General features: G+C 73.2%; 20 protein-coding genes. 9 read left to right on the forward strand and 11 right to left on the reverse strand.

Going from position 1 to position 22075, the window contains the following annotated elements; all coding sequences use genetic code 11:
• Positions 1–17: 17 nt before the first annotated feature.
• Entirely contained in the window at positions 18–1043 is a 1026-nt protein-coding gene (locus H1D33_RS14975; RefSeq protein ID WP_181567481.1) for a LacI family DNA-binding transcriptional regulator, read from the reverse strand.
• A 174-nt stretch (positions 1044–1217) separates the two neighbouring features.
• On the opposite strand from H1D33_RS14975, the gene H1D33_RS14980 reads away from it, so the two are divergent.
• Positions 1218–3614 carry a ricin-type beta-trefoil lectin domain protein gene (locus H1D33_RS14980; RefSeq protein ID WP_220138659.1) on the forward strand — a complete coding sequence of 799 codons (2397 nt, stop codon included), beginning with the start codon at positions 1218–1220 and terminating at the stop codon, positions 3612–3614.
• 202 nt (positions 3615–3816) lie between these two features.
• Here the strand turns inward: H1D33_RS14980 and H1D33_RS14985 are convergent, their stop codons facing one another.
• The 3 genes from H1D33_RS14985 to H1D33_RS14995 all read right to left on the reverse strand — a co-directional run bounded on the left by H1D33_RS14985 (position 3817) and on the right by H1D33_RS14995 (position 6060).
• A complete protein-coding gene (locus H1D33_RS14985; RefSeq protein ID WP_181567480.1) occupies positions 3817–4557 on the reverse strand; it encodes a FadR/GntR family transcriptional regulator in 741 nt (246 codons plus the stop codon).
• A gap of 35 nt (positions 4558–4592) precedes the next feature.
• The gene (locus H1D33_RS14990; RefSeq protein ID WP_181567479.1) at positions 4593–5459 is read right to left on the reverse strand and encodes an aldo/keto reductase family oxidoreductase; all 867 of its coding nucleotides are present in this window, start codon (positions 5457–5459) and stop codon (positions 4593–4595) included.
• 103 nt (positions 5460–5562) lie between these two features.
• Positions 5563–6060 (reverse strand): YcxB family protein, encoded by a 498-nt coding sequence (locus tag H1D33_RS14995; protein ID WP_181567478.1) that lies wholly within the window; start codon positions 6058–6060, stop codon positions 5563–5565.
• 383 nt (positions 6061–6443) lie between these two features.
• Here H1D33_RS14995 and H1D33_RS15000 point away from each other — a divergent pair, with 383 nt between their 5' ends.
• From H1D33_RS15000 to H1D33_RS15010, 3 genes are all read left to right on the forward strand, one after another.
• The gene (locus H1D33_RS15000) at positions 6444–7775 is read left to right on the forward strand and encodes a CE1 family esterase (protein ID WP_181567477.1); all 1332 of its coding nucleotides are present in this window, start codon (positions 6444–6446) and stop codon (positions 7773–7775) included.
• 107 nt (positions 7776–7882) lie between these two features.
• Positions 7883–8302: a PPOX class F420-dependent oxidoreductase gene (locus tag H1D33_RS15005; RefSeq protein WP_181567476.1), complete on the forward strand. Its 420-nt coding sequence runs from the start codon at positions 7883–7885 to the stop codon at positions 8300–8302.
• A gap of 189 nt (positions 8303–8491) precedes the next feature.
• On the forward strand, positions 8492–9085 hold the full coding sequence (locus tag H1D33_RS15010; protein WP_181567475.1) for a hypothetical protein: 594 nt from the start codon (positions 8492–8494) through the stop codon (positions 9083–9085).
• A gap of 52 nt (positions 9086–9137) precedes the next feature.
• Here H1D33_RS15010 and H1D33_RS15015 read toward each other — a convergent pair whose 3' ends face one another.
• The gene (locus H1D33_RS15015) at positions 9138–9695 is read right to left on the reverse strand and encodes a DUF3455 domain-containing protein (RefSeq protein WP_181567474.1); all 558 of its coding nucleotides are present in this window, start codon (positions 9693–9695) and stop codon (positions 9138–9140) included.
• A 183-nt stretch (positions 9696–9878) separates the two neighbouring features.
• On the opposite strand from H1D33_RS15015, the gene H1D33_RS15020 reads away from it, so the two are divergent.
• The 3 genes from H1D33_RS15020 to H1D33_RS15030 all read left to right on the forward strand — a co-directional run bounded on the left by H1D33_RS15020 (position 9879) and on the right by H1D33_RS15030 (position 13553).
• Positions 9879–11657: a hypothetical protein gene (locus H1D33_RS15020; protein WP_181567473.1), complete on the forward strand. Its 1779-nt coding sequence runs from the start codon at positions 9879–9881 to the stop codon at positions 11655–11657.
• A gap of 15 nt (positions 11658–11672) precedes the next feature.
• Positions 11673–12629: a glycosyltransferase family 2 protein gene (locus H1D33_RS15025; RefSeq protein WP_181567472.1), complete on the forward strand. Its 957-nt coding sequence runs from the start codon at positions 11673–11675 to the stop codon at positions 12627–12629.
• 120 nt (positions 12630–12749) lie between these two features.
• Positions 12750–13553: a DUF2306 domain-containing protein gene (locus tag H1D33_RS15030; RefSeq protein ID WP_220138658.1), complete on the forward strand. Its 804-nt coding sequence runs from the start codon at positions 12750–12752 to the stop codon at positions 13551–13553.
• Here H1D33_RS15030 and H1D33_RS15035 read toward each other — a convergent pair.
• Entirely contained in the window at positions 13493–14764 is a 1272-nt protein-coding gene (locus tag H1D33_RS15035; protein WP_181567471.1) for a chymotrypsin family serine protease, read from the reverse strand. The genes H1D33_RS15030 and H1D33_RS15035 overlap by 61 nt on opposite strands.
• A 251-nt stretch (positions 14765–15015) precedes the next feature.
• Between H1D33_RS15035 and H1D33_RS15040 the strand changes: the two genes are divergently transcribed.
• A complete protein-coding gene (locus H1D33_RS15040) occupies positions 15016–17457 on the forward strand; it encodes an ATP-binding protein (RefSeq protein ID WP_246411334.1) in 2442 nt (813 codons plus the stop codon).
• 50 nt (positions 17458–17507) lie between these two features.
• Here H1D33_RS15040 and H1D33_RS15045 read toward each other — a convergent pair whose 3' ends face one another.
• Positions 17508–18992 carry a cellulase family glycosylhydrolase gene (locus tag H1D33_RS15045; RefSeq protein ID WP_281370351.1) on the reverse strand — a complete coding sequence of 495 codons (1485 nt, stop codon included), beginning with the start codon at positions 18990–18992 and terminating at the stop codon, positions 17508–17510.
• A 285-nt stretch (positions 18993–19277) separates the two neighbouring features.
• Between H1D33_RS15045 and H1D33_RS30305 the strand changes: the two genes are divergently transcribed.
• Complete coding sequence (locus H1D33_RS30305) at positions 19278–19616, forward strand: DUF7003 family protein (RefSeq protein ID WP_414685417.1); 339 nt, start codon at positions 19278–19280, stop codon at positions 19614–19616.
• 72 nt (positions 19617–19688) lie between these two features.
• On the opposite strand, the gene H1D33_RS15055 is transcribed toward H1D33_RS30305, so the two are convergent.
• The 4 genes from H1D33_RS15055 to H1D33_RS15070 all read right to left on the reverse strand — a co-directional run bounded on the left by H1D33_RS15055 (position 19689) and on the right by H1D33_RS15070 (position 22032).
• Positions 19689–20531 (reverse strand): DUF6745 domain-containing protein, encoded by an 843-nt coding sequence (locus H1D33_RS15055; protein ID WP_181567469.1) that lies wholly within the window; start codon positions 20529–20531, stop codon positions 19689–19691.
• A gap of 132 nt (positions 20532–20663) precedes the next feature.
• The gene (locus H1D33_RS15060) at positions 20664–21134 is read right to left on the reverse strand and encodes an SRPBCC family protein (protein WP_181567468.1); all 471 of its coding nucleotides are present in this window, start codon (positions 21132–21134) and stop codon (positions 20664–20666) included.
• Between the two features lie 90 nt (positions 21135–21224).
• On the reverse strand, positions 21225–21590 hold the full coding sequence (locus H1D33_RS15065) for a DUF3618 domain-containing protein (protein ID WP_181567467.1): 366 nt from the start codon (positions 21588–21590) through the stop codon (positions 21225–21227).
• Positions 21583–22032, reverse strand: coding sequence for a phage holin family protein (locus H1D33_RS15070; RefSeq protein ID WP_181567466.1), 450 nt, complete (start codon positions 22030–22032; stop codon positions 21583–21585). The genes H1D33_RS15065 and H1D33_RS15070 overlap by 8 nt, the downstream gene beginning before the upstream one ends.
• Positions 22033–22075 lie beyond the last annotated feature (43 nt).

The raw sequence follows: 22075 nt of genomic DNA on the forward strand, positions 1-22075 counted from the left end.
GATCCGACGGTACGCGGTCAGCGCGCGCCGCGGGCCGCCGGCACCGGACCGGTGCTGGCGCGCAGCGAGATCGGCGGGCGGTAGAGCCGGTGCCGGGGCGCGGTGTCCGGGGCGGCGATCCGTTCCAGCAGGAGCGACACCGCCTCCGCGCCCATGTCGACGATCGGCACGTCGGCCGCGGTCAGCGGCGGCCGGGCGTTCTCCGCCCAGTGCCGCGCGGCGACCCCGGTGAGCGAGAAGTCGCGCGGCACCACGAGCCCGGCGCTCTCCAGCGCCCGCTGCATGCCGGGCAGGGCCGCCTCGTTGACGGTGGCCACGGCGGTGACCTCGGGGTGGGTGGCCAGCAGTTCCTCGACGCACGCCTCGCCGGCGGCCACGTCGTCGCCGCAGCAGACGTCGACGCCGACCAGGCCGCGTTCCGCGGTCGCCCCGGCGAAGCCGGCCGACGCGCGGCTGCCCGGGCCGTAGCCGGCGGCGACCAGCTCGGCCGACCGGTTGACCAGGGCCACGTGCCGGTGCCCGAGGTCGGCCAGGTGGTGCACGCACCTGGCGATGAGGCCGCCGTAGTCCACGTCGACCCAGCTCATCCCCTGCGGCTGGGCGGTGCGGCCGATGGTCACGAACGGCAGGCCGGTCTGTTGCAGCCGGGTGACCCGCTCGTCGGTGAGGCGGATCTCCATCAGCACCACGCCGTCGACCCGGCGGCCGGTGACGATCCGCTCGAAGGACCGGTCGTGGTCGCCGCCGGACGGCGACAGCAGCACGTCCAGGTCGGCCCGCGCGGCGGCCTCGACCACGCTGGCCACGAAGCCGAGCTGCATGTCGGTGAGGCGCCGGCTGGCCGGCGGGATGACCAGGCCGAGGGTGCGGGTCCGGCCCTCCTTGAGGGCGCGTGCGCTGGCGTTGGGGCGGTAGTCCAGCTCGTCGATGACGGCCTGGATCCGCTGCCGGGTGGCCGCCGAGACCGGCCGTTTGCCGCTGAGCACGTACGACACGGTGCTGCGGGACACCCCGGCGCGCCGGGCGATCTCACCGATGTTCATCCCGCTCCCGGCAACGGTCGTCGAATCGGTTCACCTGGTGGGACGACCCTAGGGCGGGTCGATCGCGGCTGTCAACGCATGGAATAGACGTAGCTCGATATTGACCGAGCCGACACCCGTTCTTAACATGAGACGTCATACCTATGCTCGTCGATACGTTGTGGGAGGGTTCCCGTGAACACATCCGCCCTGCGCCGGCCGGCCGCGACCGGTCTCGCGCTGGCGACGGTGCTGGCCGGCGTCGCCGTGGCGGTCTTCGCCCCGTCCGCGTCGGCCGCCGTCACCACCCTCCACGCGTCGCCCGGCGGCAGCGGCACCGCCTGCTCGGCGTCCCAGCCCTGCGCGCTGGCCACCGCGCAGTCCACCGTCCGGGCCACCGCGCCGGGCATGTCGGACGACGTCGTGGTGGAACTCGCCGACGGCGTCTACCGGGTGACCTCGCCGCTGGCCTTCGGTGCGGCCGACTCCGGCGCCAACGGCCACACCGTGCGCTGGCAGGCCGCCACCGGCGCGCGCCCGGTGATCAGCGGGGCGAAGCAGGTGACCGGCTGGACGGTCGCGGACGCCGGCCGCAACATCTGGAAGGCGGCCGTCGGCGCCGGGCAGGACACCCGGCAGCTCTACGTCGACGGCCAGCTCGCCACCCGGGCGCGCACCCAGGTCAACCGGTCGGACTTCAGCGCCTCGGCCACCGGGTTGCGGATCACCAACGGCAACCTCACCTACCTGAACAACCTGGCCGACCCGGGCCGGGTGGAGGTGGAGGGGGTCAACTCCTTCACCGACCGCTACTCGCCGGTGCAGAGCATCAGCGGCGGCCTGCTGACCATGCGGCAGCCGGCCTGGAACAACAACAACTTCGGCTACGACACCCTGATGAACCCGTTCCGGGCCGGCCCGTTCTACCTGGCGAACGCGTACGAGTTCCTCGACTCCCCCGGCGAGTGGTATGTCGACCCCGGCACCGGCACGCTCTACTACATCCCCCGCTCCGGGCAGACCATGAGCAGCGTCGACGTCGAGTTCCCGGTGGTGCAGTCCCTGGTGACCGTCGGCGGCAGCTACGCGAGCCCGGCGCACCACATCGCGTTCTCCGGCATCACCTTCACCGGCACCAGTTGGCTGGGCCCCAGCGGCAACCAGGGCTGGGTCGACCAGCAGACCGGCTCGTACATCGCCGGCACCTGGTCGACGCCCGCGTTCGGCTCCTGCACCTCCGGCTGCCAGCAGTTCGAGGCGGCCCGGCCGAGCTGGTCGCAGATGCCCGCCGCGGTGCAGGTCTCGGCCGCCAACACCATCACGTTCAGCGACTCGCAGTTCGTCAACCTGGGCCAGACCGCCATCGGGATCGGCAACGACGCCAACGCGCACGCCACCGGCGTGGGGCTGGGCGCCAGCGGCATCACGGTCACCCGCTCCGAGATCGCCCGCAACGCCGCCGGCGGCTTCGTCATCGGCGGCGTCCGGGCCGACGCGCACCACCCGAGCGACAGCCGGATGACCAACCGGGACATCACCGTCAGCAACAACCGCATCCACGACCTCGGCATCGACTACCGGGGCGTCAGCTCGGTGCTGCCCACCTACGTCACCAACGCCACGATCAGCCACAACGAGATCTACAACATGCCGTACTCCGGCATCACCATCGGCTACGGCTGGGGGGCCAACGACGCCGGCGGCAACACCGAGTACGCCAACCGCGGCCTCTACAACTACCAGCCCCGCTACAGCACGCCCACGACCGCGTCCAACACCCGGGTGGTCGGCAACCACGTCCACGACGTGATGCAGCAGATGAACGACGGCGGCTGCATCTACACGCTCGGCTGGAACCCGAACGCGCTGATCAGCGAGAACCACTGCCTGCGCACCAACGGCTACTTCGGCGTCTACTTCGACGAGGGCTCCAAGTACTACACCGTCACCAACAACGTCTTCGCCAACACCGGCACCTGGGCGACCGCCAACTACTGGGGCGGCGAGAACATGGGCAACTGGACGCTCACCAACAACTGGTCGACCAACGGCAGCACCAACGTCACCAACGGCGACCGGGGGAACGTCGTCTCCGGCAACACGGTGGTGACCAACGGCGCCTGGCCGGGCGGCGCGCAGACCGTGATGAACAACGCCGGCCCGCAGGGCACCGGCGGCCCGACCACCCCGCCGCCCACCGGCACCGCCCGGCAGATCGTCGGCGCGCAGTCCGGCCGGTGCGTGGACGTGCCCAACTCGTCGACCACCAACGGCACCCAGGTCCAGCTCTGGGACTGCGGCACCGCCACCGGCCAGCGCTGGACCGTCACCTCCGGCCGGCAACTCCAGGTGTACGGCACCAAGTGCCTGGACGCCAACGGCCAGGGCACCACCAACGGCACCGCCGTGATCATCTGGGACTGCAACGGCCAGACCAACCAGCAGTGGAACGTCAACGCCGACGGCACCGTCACCGGCCAGCAGTCCGGGCTGTGCCTGGACGCCAACGCCGCCGGCACCGCCAACGGCACCAGGCTCATCCTCTGGGCCTGCAACGGCGGCGCCAACCAGCGGTGGAGCCTGCGGGGATGAGCGGGCGACCGGCGACGGGGCGGTGACGGTGAGGGTCACCGGCTGGCGCAGCCTGACCACCACGCACGACTGGGAACGGGTGATCGGCGACGCCAACGGCGTGATGCCCGGTCCGCGTACCGACTTGCCGGTGCTGATCGTGGAGACCGACGTCGGCCTGGAGGGGGCCGGAGCGGGCCGGGCTGCGGCTCGTCCCGGACCGCTAGCCGGGCGGCCCTTCGAGCCGGCGCCGCTGCCACGAGGTGACGATGTGGTCGCGCATGGCGCGTTCGGCGCCGGCCGCGTCCCGGCGGGCGATGGCGTCGACCACCAGCGCGTGCTCGTCGAGCGTCGACTCGAAGGCGCTCTCGTACGCCAGCCCGTGGAACCGGTCGCTCTCCATCGCCCGGCGGTAGAGGCGCTTGCAGATGTTCTCGGCCAGGCGGTTGCCGGACAGTTCCATGATCGTGAAGTGGAAGACCACGTCCGCCTGGCGGGAGGAGTCGGTCTCGTGCCGGATCTCGCGCATCGCCGCGAGCGCGTGCTCCACCCGGGTCAGCTCCTCCGGCGTGCGCCGGGTCGCCAGGGCGCCCGCCATGGCCGCCTCCAGGCTGCCCCGGACGATCGTCAGCTCGTCCAGGACGCCCAGCGACTCGTCGTTGTCGATCAGCGCGGACAGCACGACCGGGTCCAGCATGTTCCACGAGCCGGCCCGGGCCACCTGGGTCCCGCGCCCCTGCGAGACCACCACCAGGCCCTTCTCCTCCAGCCGTTTCACCGACTCGCGGACGACCGTGCGGCTCACCCCGAAGTGCTCGCTGAGCGGCCCCTCCGGGGGCAGCAGTTGCCCCTCGCCGAGCTGGCCGGTGACGATGAGCTCGACCAGCTCGCGGACGACCGCGACGCCCAACCGCTCCGCCGGGCGGCGGGGCGGAAGGGCGAGCCGGTCCACGCGCGCGGTCATGGCCACACCCTAGGCCCTCCCGGCCCGCGACCGGGTCACGCGCCGATCGCGTCCAGTTCGGCGAGCGCGTCGGCGGGCAGGTCCAGGGCCGCCCCGGCGACGTTCTCGCGCAGGTGGGCGATCGAGGACGTGCCGGGGATGAGCAGGATGTTCGGCGAGCGGTGCAGCAGCCAGGCCAGCGCGACGGCCATCGGGGTGGCCGCCAGCCGCTTCGCCACCCGGTCCAGGACCTCCGACTGCAACGGCGAGAAGCCGCCCAGCGGGAAGTACGGCACGAACGCGACGCCCTGCCGGGCGGTTGCGTCGACCAGCGCGTCGTCGGCGCGGTTGGCCAGGTTGTAGAGGTTCTGCACGCAGACCACCGGGGCGATCGACTGAGCCTCGGCGAGCTGGTCCGGGGTGACCGTGCTCAGCCCCAGGTGCCGGATCAGCCCCTGCTCCCGCAGCGCGGCGAGCGCGCCGAACGGCTCGGCGATCGAACCCGGCTCCGGGGTGTCGAAGCCGCCGACGCGCAGGTTCACCACGTCGAGCGCCTCGAGGCCGAGACGGCGCAGGTTGTCGTGCACCTGCCGGGTCAGCTCGGCCGGCGTGCGGGCGGGCGGCCATCCGCCCTGCTCGTCGCGGCGGTTGCCGACCTTGGTCACGATGTGCAGGTCGTCCGGGTAGGGCGCGAGCGCATCGCGGATGATCTCGTTGGTGACGTGCGGGCCGTAGAAGTCGGCCGTGTCGATGTGCCGGATGCCCAGCTCGACCGCCGTCCGCAGCACGGCGACGGCGGCGTCGCGGTCGCGGGGCGGCCCGAACACGCCGGGGCCGGCCAGTTGCATGGCGCCGTAGCCCATCCGGGTGAGGGTGAGGTCGCCGACCTGACAGGTGCCACCGGGAAGCTTGTCGCCGGTCATGGTTCCCTTCCGCCCGCCGGAGTGTCCGGAGGGCATCCCTCACGGTGCCCCTCGTCGGCCGGCGCAACCAGGCCCCACCGATCCCAGGATCGGCGGGGCGGGTTCACCGCTGCCGCAGCAGCCCGCGCCCGGTCATGAAGGCCCGCAGCGTCTCGGCGTCCGCGTCGGACATCAGCCGGCGGGGGATCACGGTCGCCGGCATCCGGCCGACGTGCACGATCCAGAACTCCGGGTCGTCCGTCACCTTGGCGACCCCGTCCCAGGCGATGCCGCCGGACTCGGAGCCGCTGCGCATCATGATGTTGTCGTCGGTGATGTCGTAGCCGCCCTCGACGGCGTAGCCACCGGAGCGGCGGCGGGCGCGCCACCGCACCCACGGCGCGTAGAGCATGGAGAGCAGGCCGCCCACGAGCAGCGCGGTCCACAGCGACGTGAACCGGCCGTCGGAGCCGAGCGCCCACGAGACGGCCAGCCCGAGCACCCCGAGGCCGGCCAGCGCCGCGCCGACGTATCCGAACCGGCGCAGCCGGACCCGGCTGAGTGCGGCGGCCACGCGGCCCGGATAGGTGGGATCGGCCGGGACGTCGAAACGGATGTGCACGCCCGAACCATAGCGCCGGCCCAGCGCTGTTAACGCTCACCGTCAGCCCGCGACGGCGAGCCCCGGAAATTTCGGCGTTCCTACCGGGAATTTCGGCCGGCATCGTCCGACGAAAGTCCAGCTCAAAACCGGTCGGGCGAGGCAGCGTGCCGCACCACAAGATCAACGACGTTCGCTTCTTCCGCAACACGCGCGGTTGAACCTGTTATCGATAAACTGCTATCTTTCGGCACGGGGGCGAAGGGCACGCTCCCGGTCACCGGCAACGCGCCGATGAGGGCACGCCCCTCCGTCGCCCGGCGACCAGTCCGGGCCGCCGTGCCGATGCCCACCGACCGCAGACCACCGCCGGAGGACCACGCTCCTCGCCGGCCCCGTCCGCCATGTCCTTTCGCACCCCACCACTGGCAAGGAGGCACGCAACAGTGAAACGTACCCATCTCCTCTCCACCCTCGCCGCCGCGGCCCTGATCGTCACGACGGCCGCCGGCGGCGTGCTGAGCGGCGGCCTCGGCGGCGCGGCCGAGGCCGCGACGAACGGCACGCTCGCCGCCGCCGCCGGCTGCGGCAAGGCCCCCACGCTCACCAACGGCACCCGCACCATCTCCAGCGGCGGGCAGAACCGCAGCTACATCCTGCGGATCCCGGACGGGTACGACCGGAACCGCCCCTACCGGCTGGTCTTCGGCTTCCACTGGCTGAACGGCTCGGCGAACAACGTCGCCTCGGCCGGCTACTACGGGCTGCTGCCGCTGTCGAACAACAGCACGATCTTCGTCGCGCCGCAGGGCATCGACAACGGCTGGGCCAACACCAACGGCCGGGACCTGACCCTCTTCGACGACATCTCCCGGCAGGTCGAGAACGACCTCTGCGTCGACACCACCCAGCGGTTCGCGCTCGGCTGGAGCTACGGCGGGGCGATGAGCTACGCGGTGGCCTGCGCCCGGGCCGGCGTCATCCGCGCGGTCGCCGTGCTCTCCGGCGCCAACCTCAGCGGCTGCAACGGCGGCACCCAGCCCGTGCCCTACTTCGGCATCCACGGCACGCACGACAGCGTGCTGAACATCTCCATGGGCCGCTCGCTGCGCGACACGTTCGTCCGCAACAACGGCTGCACCGCGCAGACCCCGCGCGAGCCGGCGTTGAACAGCTTCAGCCACATCACCACCGTCTACTCCGGCTGCCGCGCCGGCTACCCGGTGCAGTGGGCCGCGTTCGACGGCGACCACACCCCCAGCCCGGTCGACGGCTCCGGCAGCCCGAACGACTCCCGGACCTGGACCTCGGGCGAGATCTGGCGGTTCTTCAGCCAGTTCGAGTCGACCACGCCGCCGACCACCGCCCCGCCGACGAGCACGCCGCCCACCTCGACCCCGCCCACCACCACGCCGCCGACGACTCCCCCGGCGACCGGCTGCGCCGCCGCCTACCGCACCGTCAACACCTGGCCGGGCGGCTTCCAGGGCGAGGTCACCGTGGCCAACAACACCACCGCCGCCGTCACCGGCTGGACGGTACGGCTGACGCTGGCCTCCGGGCAGGCCATCAGCAGCCTCTGGAGCGGCGTCAACACCGGCACCACCGGCACCGTCGCGGTGCAGAACGCCCCGTACAACGGCGCGTTGGCCCCGAACGCCTCGACCACGTTCGGATTCACCGCCACCGGCAACGGCGCCACCGCACCCGGCAACGTCACCTGCACCGCCTCCTGAGCGACCCGGGCCCGGAGCCGGCCGGCTCCGGGCCCGGGCTGTTCCCCTGCGCGCGGCACCGCCGGTCCGTACAGTGCTCAGACAGTGCCGTCGCGAGGAGGAGAGCCATGTCGAAGCCGCCGCTGCCCGAGCCGGCCGTCGCCATGCTGCGCAAGCCCAACCCGGCCGTCATCGCCACGCTGCGGCCCGACGGCCAGCCGGTGTCCGCCGCCACCTGGTACCTGTGGGAGGACGGCCGGATCCTGGTGAACATGGACGAGGGCCGCCGCCGCCTCGACCACCTGCGCAACGACCCCCGGGTCACCCTCACCGCCCTGGACGAGCAGGGCTGGTACACGCACCTGAGCATCGTCGGGCGCGTCGTCGAGCTGCGCGACGACACCGACCTGGCCGACATCGACCGGCTCTCCCGGCACTACACGGGGAAGCCGTACCCGCGACGGGAACGCGCCCGGGTCAGCGCGCTGATCGAGGTCGAGCGCTGGCACGGCTGGGGCGCGCTCAAGGACAACAGCCAGGTCGGCTGAGCCCCGCTCCCCCCTGCGAGACCAGGGGAGCCGTCGCCGCTGTCCGCCCGGCTGTGCGCGGCCGACCCGGACGCTCGCTCTCCCGGGGGCGGGTGAGCACATTCCCCCGCGCAGGGGATCGATCCCCGACCCGCGTGGCCGACGGTGGAGACATCGCCGCGGAACCGCGGCCGGATCGGGAGGACGACCATGCGAAAGACAATCGGGTACGCGCTGGCCGCGGCGGCGGTCGTGGTGGCGGCGGCGACGCCGGCCGGGGCGGTGCAGCGCGGGCCGGCGCGGGTGACCGGATCGGCGGAGTTCGCGCTGCCGTTCGGGCAGGACGACGACGTGCGCTCGTTCGCCTTCGACGTCCGGTCCGCGCCGTACAGCCGGCCGATCCCGGCCCCGGGCGGGGAGCAGGGCTCACCGGCCGACGCCACCGGCACGGTGCGGGTCTCGCACTGGCTTGCCGAGCAGAACCTCACCGTCCGGTTCGAGGCGGCGGTCGACTGCATGATCACCAGCCCGGGTCACGCGACGCTGACCGCGATCGTCACCCGCGCCGACGAACTGGCCGCGGACTTCGTCGGCAAGCGGGTCGGCTTCAGCGTGCAGGACGGCGGGCGCGGGCGCGACCGGGTCGGCTTCACCTGGTCGGCGAGCGCCGACCAGGACGAGACGGGTCAGTGGGGCCCGTCGCGGATCGGCACCTGCCTCGCCCCGGCCGCGTTCGCCACGGTGACGCGAGGGGACTACCGGATCCGGCACGCCGAGCTGACCGCGCCCCCGGCCGGCGACTGACCTCGGGCGCCCGGTGCCCGCCGGTGTGTCGACGGGCACCGGGACCGGGTGGTCAGCGCCGCGCGGCCCAGAAGACGTAGACCGCGCCGTACGGCACGGCCGCCGTCGCGCCGTCGGCGCAGGGACCGGCGGGCGCGACGCCGCCGGAGGTCAGCAGCCGGTTGACGTACGCGACGTCGGCGAGGATGCCCGAGCCGGTGTGGGTGTCCACCGTCAACAGCAGCTCCGGGATCGTCCCCGGGCGGGGGTTCTCCGCGGTCTTCTTCGCCGTGATCAGCGAGCCGTCGCGCTCGGACTGCCAGCTCGGGCCCCTGAAGTGGTGGACCCGGCCGCCGGTGCCGAACAGTTGGGCCTCCGGCACGGACGCGCCGGTGAACACGCCACCGGCGCACGTGTAGGTCTGTGTTCCGCTGGTGACGACGTACGCGCCGACCGGACGGGATCCGGCCGGCGGACGGATCGCCGGGGCGATGCCACCGGCGGCGACCCGGTGGGCGTCGGGGCCGACGGCGGCGGACGCCGGAGCGGTCGTTCCACCGAGCGCCGCGAGGACGCCGGCCGTGCCGACGGCGGCGAGGGCCCGGATCCGGGAGCGGGACGTGCTGGGCATGCGGTTCCTCCGTTCGGGCAGGCGCGTGCGCGCCTCCACACTCCCTAACGGACCCCGGCCGGGTGGCGATCACCGGTGCGCCGGTTCTGTCGGCCACCCGACCCTCCCTTGTTACGGGGACGTTCGATCCATATCTCGGGCAACTGATCGACAAGCCGATCGGTATCGGACACCATCTATCCCATGAATGTCCGGTCCGCCGGCGCCCGCCCTCCCGCCGGGAGCGCGAGCCCCGATCAGATCTCCGACGAGCGCCCACCGGGCGGACGGGGGAGACGAATCCCGCGCGAGTGGGTCCTCGCGATCGTCGGCAGCCTGCTGCTGGCGGTGGCGCTGACCTGGCCCACGCTGCGGCACCCGGCGACCACGATCCCCGGCGACCTCGGCGACCCGACCCTGCAGGCGTGGCAGGTCGCCTGGTCGGGGCACGCCCTCCTCAGCAACCCGCTCGGCCTCTGGGACTCGAACACGTTCTATCCCGAGAAGTACACGTACGCCTACAGCGACACCCTGCTCGGCTACGCGCCGGCCGGGATGCTCGGCTCCGGCTTCGAGGCGGCCGTGGTCCGCTACAACGTGCTCTACGTGCTGCTGCACGCGCTCGCGTTCCTCGGGGCGTACGCGCTGGCCCGGCAGCTCGGGGCGAACCGGTGGGGCGGCGCGGTCGCCGGGGTCGCCTGGGCGTACGCGCCGTGGCGGCTGGCGCACTCCGGCCACCTGAACATCCTGTCCAGCGGCGGCATCGCGCTGGCGCTGGCGATGCTGGCGCGCGGCCACGGCTGGTCGCTGCGTCACGGCTACCGGCCGGAGCGGCGCCGGCCCGGCTGGGCGCTGGCCGGGTGGCTCGTCGCCGCCTGGCAGATCAGCCTCGGCTTCGGCATCGGGCTGCCCCTGGTCTACTTCCTGCTGGCCGCGGTGCTGGTGGCGGCCGGCTGCTACGGCTGGTCCTGGTGGCGGCGGCGGGAGCGACCGCCGTTCGGCCGGCGGCTGCTGCTCGCCGACCTGGCCGGCGGGGCCGCGTTCGGCGCGGTGACGGTGCTGCTCGGCCTGGTCTACCTGCGCGTGGTCGACCTCAACCCGCAGGCGCAACGGACGCTCGACTGGACGAAGATGTTCTCCCCGCCGCTGATGGGGTTCCTCGTCGCGCCGGGTGACTCCTGGGTGTGGGGCGAGCGGCACGCCGCCGCCCGCGAGCAGTTGAGCTGGCCCCCGGAGATGGCGCTGTTGCCGGGGATGACGCTGATCGGGCTGGCCGCGGCCGGGCTGTTCGTCTCGGCGTACCCGCTCCGGCGCCGGATCGCGCTCGGCGTCGGCGTGCTCGGCACGGTGCTGCTGGGCCTGGGCGCCACGCTCGGCGGCGACGGGGACCCGGGCTACCTCACGTTGTCCCGGCTCCTGCCGGGCTGGGACGCGCTGCGTACGCCGGGCCGGATGATGCACTGGACCAGCCTGCTGCTCGCGATGCTTGCCGCCGGGCTGGTGACGGCGCTGGCCGAGTCGTCGGGGCGGGCCACCAACCGCCGCCGGGCGCGGGTCCTCACCACGCTGGTCCTGCTGGTGCCGCTGGCCCTGGTCACCGTGGAGGGCGTCAACCGGACACCGCACCCGGCCGTGCCCCGGCCGCCGGCGGCGCTGCGGGCCGCGCCGGACCCGATCCTGGTGCTGCCCGCCGGCGGCATCGGCGACCTGAACTACATGCTGTGGACGACCGACGGATTCCCCCGGGTGACCAACGGCCTGGGCGGCTTCGAGCCGGTCAGTCAGGCCCGGACCCGGGCCGCGGTCGCGTCCTTCCCCGACCCGGGCAGCGTGGCCTACCTGCGCGGCATCGGGGTGCGGTCGGTCGTCGCCGTGCCGAGCCGCACCGCCGGGACGCCGTGGGAGGGCATCGAGTCACGGCCCGTCGACGGGCTGGGCATCACCCGGGAGGATCGCGATGGCACGCTGGTCTACCGCCTCTGAGCGGGGCGGCGCGAGGTGACGAACGTGCGGCTGTCCGTGGTGGTGCCCTGCTTCAACGAGGAAGCGTCGGTCGAGCGGTTGCACCGGCGGGTGCGCGACGCGCTGGACGCGCTCCCCGACGTCGACGTCGAGGTGGTGTACGTCGACGACGGCAGCGAGGACGACACGCTCCCCGCGCTGCGCCGGCTCGCCGCCGCCGACCCGAGCGTCTGCTACCTGTCGTTGAGCCGGAACTTCGGCAAGGAGGCGGCGATGCTCGCCGGCCTGCGCCGGGCGACCGGCGACGCGGTGGTCATCATGGACGCCGACCTGCAACACCCGCCGCGGCTGCTGCCGGAGATGCTGGCGCTCTACCGGCAGGGCTTCGACCAGGTGATCGCCCGGCGCGACCGGCGCGGCGACCGGTTCGTCCGCACGCTGGCCTCGCGGTCGTTCTACCGGGCCATCAACTGGTGGATCGACGTGCGCCTGCTGGACGGGGAGGGTGACTTCCGCCTGCTGTCGCGGCTCGCGGTGGACGCGATCCTCGCCATGCCGGAGTACAACCGGTTCTCCAAGGGCCTGTTCTCCTGGATCGGCTTCCGGACCGTGGTGGTGGCCCACCACAACGAGGCCCGGCAGGCGGGGCGGAGCCGCTGGACGTTCGGCAAGCTGTTCAACTACGCGTTCGACGGCCTGCTGTCGTTCAACAACCGGCCGCTGCGGCTGGCGATCTACGGCGGCCTGTTCCTCACCCTGATCGCGGTGGCCTACATGGCCTGGGTGGTCGCGGACGCGGTGGAGAAGGGCATCGACGTGCCCGGCTACACCACGATCATCGTCAGCGTGATCGGGCTCGGCGGCATCCAGATGATGCTCCTGGGCGTGATCGGCGAGTACATCGGCCGGATCTACTACGAGACCAAGCGCCGGCCGCACTATCTGGTGCGGGAGACCGAGCGCCTGGTCACCGAGGCCGGCGACGAGCGCTGAGCACCGCCGGGCGCGCGGTGGTGCCAGCACCACGGGTACGCGGGCGTCAGCACCGCTGACCTGGCGGATCCCACGGCGCATCGTTTCCGCATCAGTTCCACTCGGAACGCGGGAGGCGACATGCGCACCGACGTCGACATCGCACCGTCCACCCCGGTCGGCGGGCGCCGGCCGCGGCGGCAGTTGCGCGGGATGGTGCCGCTGCTGCTGGTCGCGGTGGCCTTCGTCGGATACGCGCTGCCGCCCTACCTGACGCTGGACCCGAGCCGGTCCCGACTGCCGGCGCAGGACGCGCACCCGCAGTACTACCCGCTGCTGGTGACGCACATCGTGTTCGGCTCGGTGGCGTTGCTCGCCGGTTGTCTCCAGGTGTGGCCGTGGTTCCGCCGCCGCCATCCGGTCGCCCACCGGCGGCTGGGCCGGGTCTACCTCTTCGGCGGGGTCTTTCCCGCGGGCGTCGCCGTGCTGGGTGTGGCGCCGCTGAGCAGCACCGGCTTCGTCTCCCAGGTCGGCAACACCGTGCTGGCGGTGCTGTGGTTGGCCACCGCGGTCGCCGGCTACCGGACGGCGCGGCGACGCCGGTTCGCCGAGCATCGCCGGTGGATGGTGCGCAACTACGCGTTGACCCTGTCGATCGTGCTGAACCGGCTCTGGTTGGTCCTCTTCGTCGTCCTGCTGCTCCCCCGGGTCGACACCACCTTCGGCGGCGACCAGGACGCCATGATCCGGGCGGCGGCCGGCGCGAGCGTCTGGATGAGCTGGGTGGTCAACCTGCTCGTGGCCGAGTGGTGGCTGGAGCGCGGCCGGACCGGGCCGGTACGCGCTCGGCGTACCGGCCCGGTGACCGGATCGGGGACGGGTGCTCAGCCCAGGACCACCCCCGAGGCGCCGACGCCGGAGAGGCCGGAGAAGATGTCCTCGTAGTACATCCGCCAGGCGCAGACCCGGCCGGTGGGGACGTACCCGGTGCAGGCCGTCGTGGTGTTGGTGTCGTCGATGGCGGAGTTGGTGCCGGTGGCGTACACCTGGGCGGTGTTCGCCCCGTTCACGATCTCCACCGCGCCGCCGCTGTCGCCCTGGCCGACCGCGTTGGTGCGGGTGGTGCTCTCCGCCTGCACCTGGCCGCAGACCGTGCCGAAGTTACGCATGTTGATGCACAGGTTGCGGGCCTTGACCTGGATCGAGCAGCGGGTGCCGGAGTAGGCGCCCGTGGTGCACACGAAGTTGCCGACCTGGCTGGCCAGCGCGCCGATCACCTGGTTGCTGAACTCGCTGGTCACCGCGCCGGCCGCGTCGGTGGTGTTGTTGAAGACCCGGCCGCCGGAGCTGCCCGAGAGCAACATCGTGTCGGTGCCGGTGTTGCGGGTGCCGACGATGCCGATCGTCTGGCCGGTCGGGTCGGTGGCGACGTTGTTGAGCGCGCCGCAGTGCGCGGCGGACAGCATCCGGGCCACCCCGCCCTGGAACGCCCCGAAGCCGGTCGAGCAGCCGCCGCCGGTGGTGGCGTTGCGCCACGCGCCGCCGCCCCACCACGGCGCGGTGTCGTCCCACCGGGTGGCGGGCGCGGCGGCGACGCCGGTCTGCACGGTCACCGGGACGCCGGCGAGGCTCGCCGCGCCGAGCAGCCCGTGCTGCGTACCGACGAGCAGGCCGGCGCCGTCGGCGCGCGGCCCGACCGTGGTGATCTCGTCACCGGCCGCGGCGCGCAGCCGGGCCGCGGCCACCGCCAGCTCCCGCTGCGAGTACGCGGCGGGCAGCACCCGGGTCGGTACGACGCCGCGGGCGGCGGCCATCAGGCCGGCCGGCGCCGTGCCCTTCCAGTAGACCTGCAACTGGCGGGTGGTGGGGTCGGCGACGACGCCGGCGAACCCGGAGTCGGGTCCGCGTCGCGCCGCCCGCTCGATCCGCTCGGCGGCGACGTTCATCCGCTGCTGCACCGTGAACAGCTCCGCCCAGGACGCGAAGCCGGCCGGTGCCGGGGTGCTGTCGACGAACGACCCGGTGGTGGTCGCCTTGCCGGCCGGCGCGGCCGCGGCGGCCGGCGCGGTGGACACGCCGGTGGCGAGCAGCGTCAGGCCGACCGCCGCGACGGCGGCGCGCCGCAGCAGTCGGTCGGTCAGGTGTCGGTGACTCATCAGGGTTTCCCTTTCCCCAGGTGGCATGGCACGGGTCGAGCCCGCCCCGGGACGGTGGCACGGGCCGCCGGGGTGCCGGGGCGCATCCTGGACTGGGCTGGACACCGCCGGACACGGCCGGCCGCCCGCGCGGCCCGCCGGAACGGATCTGTCGGAGATCAGCATCGATCTATGGATTCCGCCGGTTCCGGCCCTACCCTCCCGGTGTCGGCTCCCTCGGCAGCCGGGGAGAGGTCGGCGGGGGAGGCCGCATGTCCGACCAGTCGGAGCGTCGCGGGGTGGCGAGGACGCCGCGGGGCGCGACCGGGGTCGACCGCTCCGCGTACCCGATGATCCGCGCCGCCGACGCCGCGCGGACCGTGCCGGAGCTGGCCGGCCTGCTGCGCCAGCTCCGGCGTCGGGAGGCCCGGCAGCAGGGCGAGACGCCGTTGACCTACCGGCAGTTGGCCGCCAAGACCGGCTGGTCGCGGGGCGTGATCGGCGAGTACTTCGCCGGCCACATCCTGCCGCCGACGGAACGGTTCGACGTGCTGATCCGGCTGCTCGGCGCCACCGCCGGCGAACAGGGCGCGCTGGCCACCGCGCGCGACCGGGTCGAGGAGGCGCGGCGGCAGCCCGACCCGGGCGACACCCGGGGGGTACGCCCCGGCGGCGGGCGGGACCGCGCCCGGGCGGCCCGGCTGCCCGTGCCGCGCCAACTGCCCCCGGCGCTGCCCGGCTTCGTCGGCCGGGCGGAGCAGTTGGCCCAGTTGGACGCCGGGGGCGGCCCGGCGGCCGGCGACCCCGCTCCGACGATCCTGGTCCTGACCGGCACCGCCGGGGTGGGCAAGACGACGCTTGCGGTGCACTGGGCGCACCGGGTCGCCGACCGGTTCCCGGACGGCCAGCTCTACGTGGACCTGCGTGGCTTCGACTCCACCGGCGCGGCGGTGACACCGGCCGAGGCGGTGCACGGCCTGCTGGAGGCGCTGGGGGTGCCGCCGGAACGGATGCCGGTGCACCTGTCCGCGCAGGTGGGCCTCTACCGCAGCCTGCTCGCCGACCGCCGGATCCTGGTGCTGCTGGACAACGCCCGCGACGTCGAGCAGCTCCGGCCCCTGCTGCCGGGCAGCCCCGGCTGCCAGGTCCTCGTCACCAGCCGCAACCGGCTCGCCGGCCTGATCGCCGCCGAGGGCGCCCGGTCGATCACCGTCGGGCTGCTCAGCACCGCCGAGTCCTGGCAGTTGCTGGCCCGCCGTCTCGGCGCGCACCGGCTGGCGGACGAGCCGCAGGTGGTGGACGAGATGGTCGAGCGGTGCGCGCGGCTGCCGCTGGCGCTGGCGGTGCTCGCCGCGCGGGGCGCCGCGCACCCGGCGTTCCCGCTGGCCACCCTCGCCGCCGAGCTGCGCGACGCGGCCCGGCTGCTGGACGCGTTCGACACCGGGGACGCGGGCACCGGCGTGCAGGCGGTCTTCTCCTGGTCGTACCGGAGCCTGACGCCGGCCGCCGCGCGGCTGTTCCGGCTGCTCGGCTGCCACCCGGGGCCCGAGATCGGCATCCCGGCGGCGGCCAGCCTGGCCAGCCTGCCCCGCAACCAGGTGCCCCGGCTGCTCGCCGAGCTGGCCCACGCGCACCTGGTCACCGAGCACGCGCCGGGCCGCTACGGCGCACACGACCTGCTGCGCGCGTACGCGGCCGAGCTGACCGAGCGGCTCGACCCGGACGGGCAGCGGCAGGCGGCGATCCGCCGCGGCCTGGACCATCACCTGCACTCCGCGCACGCCGCCGCGGTGCTGCTGCAACCGGGCTGGGATTCGGCCGCCCTGCCCGACGCGCTGCCCGGGGTGCTGCCCGAGGAGATCGCCGACCAGGAGGGGGCGCTGGCCTGGTTCGTCGCCGAGCACCGCGTACTCCTGGCGGCGGTGGCGCACGCGGAGCGCGCCCGGTGCGACGGCCACGCCTGGCGGCTGGCCCGGACCCTGGTGGACTTCCTGCAACGGCAGGGCCGCTGGTCGGATCTGGCCGACGCCCAGCGGGCCGCGTTGGCCGCCGCCCGGCGGGCGGGCGAGCGGGCCGGGCAGGCCCACGCCCACCGCGACCTGGCGCGTGCCCTGGTCCGGCTGGGCCACGAGGAGGAGGCCGCCGGCCACTACCGCGACGCGCTGGCGATCTTCGCCGAGCTGGGCGACCACAGCGGACAGGCGCGTACCCACCGGGCGTTCGGCGCGATGCTTGACGCGCGGGGCCGCTACGAGGAGTCGCTGCAGCAGGCGGCGCGGGCGCTGGCGCTCTACGAACGCATCGGTCATCCGGCCGGGCAGGCCAGCGCCCGCAACGCGATGGGCTGGGCGCACGCCCGGCTGGGCCGCTACGGCCCGGCGCGCGGGCACTGCGAGCAGGCGTTGGCGTTGCTGCGCCGCACCGACGACCGGCACGGTGAGGCGAACACCTGGGACAGTCTCGGCTTCATCCACGACGGGCTGGGCCACCACCGCCGGGCGATCCGGTGCTACGGCCGGGCGCTGACGCTCTACCAGCGGATCGGTGACCGCTACGACGAGGCGGACACGCTGACCCGGCTCGGCGACAGCCGGGCGGCCGGCGGGGACACCGCCGGCGCGCTGCGGACCTGGCGGCGGGCCCTGGCCATCCTGGACGGACTCGGCCACCCGGACGCCGAGGGGGTACGCGCGCGGCTGCTGCGGGCGCCGTGAGCACGCGGGCCGGGCGTCGGCGACGCCCGGCCCGTCGACTCAGGTGCGGCTCAACCGGCCGCGCAGGACAACGACGGTACGCCGTTCGTGGCGCCGGACGACCCCAGGAAGCCGAAGGTCGTGCTGCCGCCGGCGCCGAGCGCGCCGTTGTAGCTGACGTTGCGGGCGGTCACCGTGGCGCCGCTGCTGGTCACCGTCGCGCTCCACGACTGCGTCACCTGCTGCCCGTTGGCGAACGTCCAGGTCACCGTCCATCCGCTGATCGCCGAGCCGCCGGCGGTGACCCGCACCTCGGCCTGGAAACCGCCCTGCCACTGGCCGGTCACGGTGTAGGTGGCCGTGCAGGAGCGCCCGCCCGACGGCGGCGGGGTGGTCGGCGGGGTGGTGGTCGGCGGAGTGCTCGTCGGCGGGGTGGTGGTCGGCGGCGGCGTCGTCGGGTTGCCGCCGCCGACGGCGCTCATGATGGCGTCGATGATGCCCTGCTGGGTGACGGTGACGGTGCTGCGGTTGAACAGCCCGAACCCGTACGCGCCGTTGTATCCGTTGTCCCAGTAGGCGGTGGCCGCCCCGTACTTCTTGGCGGTGGACACCAGGGTGCGCGCGTAGTCGGCGCGATACCTGTTGTTGATGGAGTCGGCCGACGTCTTGTCGACCGATCCGTATTCACCGACGAACACCGGATATCCGCGCGAGACGAAGGTGTCGCGCATCTTCTTCAACTGCCCGTCCATGAAGTCCTGCTGGCCCCAGGTCGACTTCCGGGCCGGGTTGGTGGCGGCCGGCCCCCACTGCGTGATGGTGCCGTTCTCCTCCCCGGCGAAGTCCCAGGGGTCGTAGTAGTGCACGGAGATCATCAGCCGCTGCTCGTTGGCGGGCACGGACGACGACCGGTACTGGTCCGTCGGCAGCACGAAGCCGTAGTTGCCCACGGTGTAGTCGATGTTGGTGTTCCAGCCGGGGACGAGCAGCCAGCGCGAGGTGTTGTTCCCGCCGGTCCGGCGGACGGTGTCCACGAAGATCTGGTTGTAGGCGTTGATGTTCGAGTAGCACGGCTGGGTGGGATTGCCGTACTGGCCGTCGAACTCCTCGTTCATGGACTCGAGGATCAGGCGCTCGCTGTAGCTCTGGAACCTGGTGGCGATCTGCTGCCACACCTTCTGGTACTTGTCCCTGATCGTCGTCTGGTTCGACGAGTCGCAGATCAGCCAGGAGCCGTTGATGGTCTTGTAGCCGTCACCGTGCATGTTGATCAGGACGTACAGGCCACGGCCGTAGGCGTAGTCGACGATTTCCTGGATCCGGTTCAGCCAGGCGGTGTTGACCGTGTAGCTCGGCGCCGATCCGATGTTGCCCAGGTAGGAGACCGGGATGCGGATCGTCTTGAATCCCGCCGCCTTCACCCGGTCGATGAGGGCCTGCGTGACGACCGGGTTGCCCCATGCCGTCTCGCTGGGGATCCCGTTGGCGTTGGCCTCCAGCGCGTTCCCCAGGTTCCAGCCCGCCCCCATGTCGGCGACGAGCTGCGTGGAGTTCAACTGCCTGATGCTGTCGGCCGACGCGGAATTCGTCATCAGGGTCGCGGATCCGGCCAGTGCCAATATGCCGGCGAGGAAGGCGAGGTGCACCTTCCGCAGGGTTGATCTCACAGGTAACTCCCGTCTAATTCAGCCATCACGCTGAGTTGTCGAATTTATTCGACGATGATGGTCGATTACGCTTTCACGAACGACCAGATCAATAAAAGCATAGACGTCGGTCCATAAAGCAACAAGGCGCACGACAGGCTCGGTCGCCCGCCGGGGCGATCCGGGCCGGCGGGGATGGGCGCGGAGCCCTTTACCGTTCGCAGCCGACGTGGCCCGCTTCGTGATGCGCGATCGCACTCGTGGCGCCGCCTCCAATGTGACCACGGCGCTCACCGCGCGCTGCTCCTGGCCGACGAGGCGGAGCTGCGACGGCGGATCCGGTCGGACATCCCCGAGGTGCTGCGGCTCGACCAGTGGAACCATCCCGACCTGACGGACGGGCGGCCCCCCAGCGAGTCCGAGACGTTCCGCCAGCTCGCCGACGTGCTGGCGACCGGCGACCTCCGCCGGTACGCGCCCGCCCTGCCAGCCAACACGCACTGGTCCCACTGGTCGGAGTCGGGCAGCCTGTAGCCGCCCGCCCACCGCAGGCGCACCGGACCGGCCGGGACGGCGGCGCGCCGTCCCGGCCGGGGCCCGATCACCTCACCCGCTCAGCGGCGGCTGCCAGCCGTCGCGGTAGCGCACCCCGCGCAGCCGGATCTGCTCGTGCACCGCGTCGCGGACTCCCTCGGTGCGCACCGCCGCGGGACGGTCCACCACGACGCAGACGTCCTCACCAGGCCACCACCATCCGCAGGAGCGGGCGAGGTCGGCCCAGGTGTCGAGCTGGTCGGCCTCGTCCGGTCGGTACCGGGCGAGACCGAGCCGCCGCAGCACGTCGTAGTAGGCGATCCAGAACGCGTCCTGCTGCCCGTACCAGCACACCGGGACCGGGCCGTCGACCGTGAGCGCCGCGCGCACCGGAAGGTAGAACCCGTGGGCGAGGCTTCGGTGCAGTGCCTGACGGACGCCCTGGTGCAGCACGACGGCGAGCGGGACGCCGCGGTCGAGCGCCGCAAGCGGCGGCAGCTCCGGCCAGGGCTCCCTGGTCCTGCCGGCGCGCAGCGGCGTCAGCTCGGGGTCGGCGTGGGTGACGCCCGCGCTCAGGGCGCCGCGCAGTCGGGATACCACCATGGCGACATCGCCGGCCACCGGCGGCGTCCCGCGCGGGCGGGGGTCCCGGATCCACTCGTGGAGCCGGTCGAGGGTGGGCCAGCCGGCGACCAGGGGACGTGCCTCGTGGGGCGAGTCGACCCACTCGAACCGGGGCCGCGGCCGGGACGCCCGGGCGTAGACGGCGGTCAGGCAACGCTCGGCGGTCGATCTCTCCGCCGGCTGCGTGGACAGGGCGTGGCCGAGCCATTCGCGTCGAATCTCGACGGTCTGGCGCCACAACTCGGTCGGTGAGGAGATCGCGGCCTCGTGGTGCCGCGTGGGCGCGCTCAACGCGCCAGGGCGTCGCCGCCCTTCCGATACGAGATCATGAGCCCACCATGACCCACCCTCGCCGCCGACGCAAGGCGATTTTCCGGTCGACGGGTCGTGGGCGGCCGGACCGGCACGCCCACGACCCTCCGATCAGGACACCGCGTCCGGGCGGTCGACGTCCCCGCGCCACGCGCCGGTCGCACTCCCCCGGTTCTCGATGAACTCCTTGAAACGCTTCGCGTCGGCCTTCACCTGGTGGCTGTCCACGCCGACGGCGCTGCCGGCCTTCTCCACCAGCCCCTCCGGCTCCCAGTCGAGCTGGATCGTCACCCGGGTCTCGTCGTCGGAGAGCCGGTGGAACGTGACCACCCCGGCGTGCTTCGTGTCACCACCGGTGCTCTTCCACGCCACCCGCTCGTCCGGGTGCTGCTCGGTGATCTCCGCGTCGAACTCCCGGGTCACCCCGGCCACCTTGGTCACCCAGCGGGTGTGCGTCGGGTCGAGCTGGGTGATCGACTCCACGCCCTCCATGAACTGCGGGAACGACTCGAACTGCGTCCACTGGTCGTACACGGCGCGGATCGGAACCTGAACATCGACGGACTCGGTCACGGTGCTCACGGGGCCTCCTCAAACGACTTGTCGTCATCTCGTGGTGCCCCGGGGTGGTCGGTTCAACCCTGCGACCGCGTCACATCCGCGCCCGGCCGGTCACGCCCGCCGTCGTCGGGCCAGCACGACGAGCACCACGGCCAGCGCCGCGACCGCGCCGATCGCGGCGACCGGCAGCGGCCGGCGTACCTTCTGCGGCAGGTCGTGCTCGCGCAGGGACGCCTCGATCGACTCCGACGTCGACGCGAGCCGGCCGGTGACCGCGCCGGCGACCTCTCCGGCGCGCCCCACCGCGGCGTCCACCTTGGCCCTGGCCTGCGCGCCGGCCTCCTCGGCGGCGACCTTGGCGCGGGCCTTCACGTCGGTCTTGGCGGCGAGCGCCTCGACGGTGTCGCCGAGCGCGGCGCGGGTCTGCGCGATCTCGGCCCGCAACTGCTGCGGGTCCGAAGGCGTGCTCTCACTCATGGCTTCTCCCCTCCCGGAACGCGGTCCTCACCGCGTCCACGTCCGCGGTGACACCGGACACCGCCTCCTGCGGCGCCAGCGGGGTCGTCGCGCGCAACTGCCGGCGGCCGAGCAGGGCCAGCACCCCGGCGGCGGCGAGCACGACGACCATGACGGTCAGGACGGCCAGCCACAGCGGCCAGACCAGGTCCAGCAGCACCACCGCCAGGACCAGCAGCAACGCGAGCCCGTACAGGCCGAGGACGGCGGCGCCGCCGAACAGGCCCCCGCCGAGGCCGGCGTGCCGGCCCTTGGCGACCAGCTCGGCCCGGGCCAGGGCCAGCTCGTCGCGTACGAGTGTCGACAGTTGCTCGGTCGCGCGGCTGATCAGGTCCGATGTCGACAGGGTCTCCGCCGGGGCGGCGCGACCCTCCCCGACGCGGACCGACGGGTCCGGTGCCATCGCATCCCCTCTCGTCGTGTGCACGCCTGATGCCCGGGTCGGG

The organism is Micromonospora ferruginea, from assembly GCF_013694245.2.
GTDB classification, from domain to species: domain Bacteria; phylum Actinomycetota; class Actinomycetes; order Mycobacteriales; family Micromonosporaceae; genus Micromonospora; species Micromonospora robiginosa.

Excerpts from the sequence above, each read along its gene's own strand:
- H1D33_RS15040 (WP_246411334.1), top strand. The coding sequence starts at position 15,016 with ATGTCCGACCAGTCGGAGCGTCGCGGGGTGGCGAGGACGCCGCGGGGC.
- H1D33_RS30305 (WP_414685417.1), top strand. The coding sequence starts at position 19,278 with ATGGGCGCGGAGCCCTTTACCGTTCGCAGCCGACGTGGCCCGCTTCGT.
- H1D33_RS15005 (WP_181567476.1), top strand. The coding sequence starts at position 7,883 with ATGTCGAAGCCGCCGCTGCCCGAGCCGGCCGTCGCCATGCTGCGCAAG.
- H1D33_RS15015 (WP_181567474.1), bottom strand. The coding sequence starts at position 9,695 with ATGCCCAGCACGTCCCGCTCCCGGATCCGGGCCCTCGCCGCCGTCGGC.
- H1D33_RS15030 (WP_220138658.1), top strand. The coding sequence starts at position 12,750 with ATGCGCACCGACGTCGACATCGCACCGTCCACCCCGGTCGGCGGGCGC.
- H1D33_RS15020 (WP_181567473.1), top strand. The coding sequence starts at position 9,879 with ATGAATGTCCGGTCCGCCGGCGCCCGCCCTCCCGCCGGGAGCGCGAGC.
- H1D33_RS15035 (WP_181567471.1), bottom strand. The coding sequence starts at position 14,764 with ATGAGTCACCGACACCTGACCGACCGACTGCTGCGGCGCGCCGCCGTC.
- H1D33_RS15010 (WP_181567475.1), top strand. The coding sequence starts at position 8,492 with ATGCGAAAGACAATCGGGTACGCGCTGGCCGCGGCGGCGGTCGTGGTG.
- H1D33_RS15070 (WP_181567466.1), bottom strand. The coding sequence starts at position 22,032 with ATGGCACCGGACCCGTCGGTCCGCGTCGGGGAGGGTCGCGCCGCCCCG.
- H1D33_RS15065 (WP_181567467.1), bottom strand. The coding sequence starts at position 21,590 with ATGAGTGAGAGCACGCCTTCGGACCCGCAGCAGTTGCGGGCCGAGATC.
- H1D33_RS15000 (WP_181567477.1), top strand. The coding sequence starts at position 6,444 with ATGTCCTTTCGCACCCCACCACTGGCAAGGAGGCACGCAACAGTGAAA.
- H1D33_RS14975 (WP_181567481.1), bottom strand. The coding sequence starts at position 1,043 with ATGAACATCGGTGAGATCGCCCGGCGCGCCGGGGTGTCCCGCAGCACC.
- H1D33_RS14985 (WP_181567480.1), bottom strand. The coding sequence starts at position 4,557 with ATGACCGCGCGCGTGGACCGGCTCGCCCTTCCGCCCCGCCGCCCGGCG.
- H1D33_RS14990 (WP_181567479.1), bottom strand. The coding sequence starts at position 5,459 with ATGACCGGCGACAAGCTTCCCGGTGGCACCTGTCAGGTCGGCGACCTC.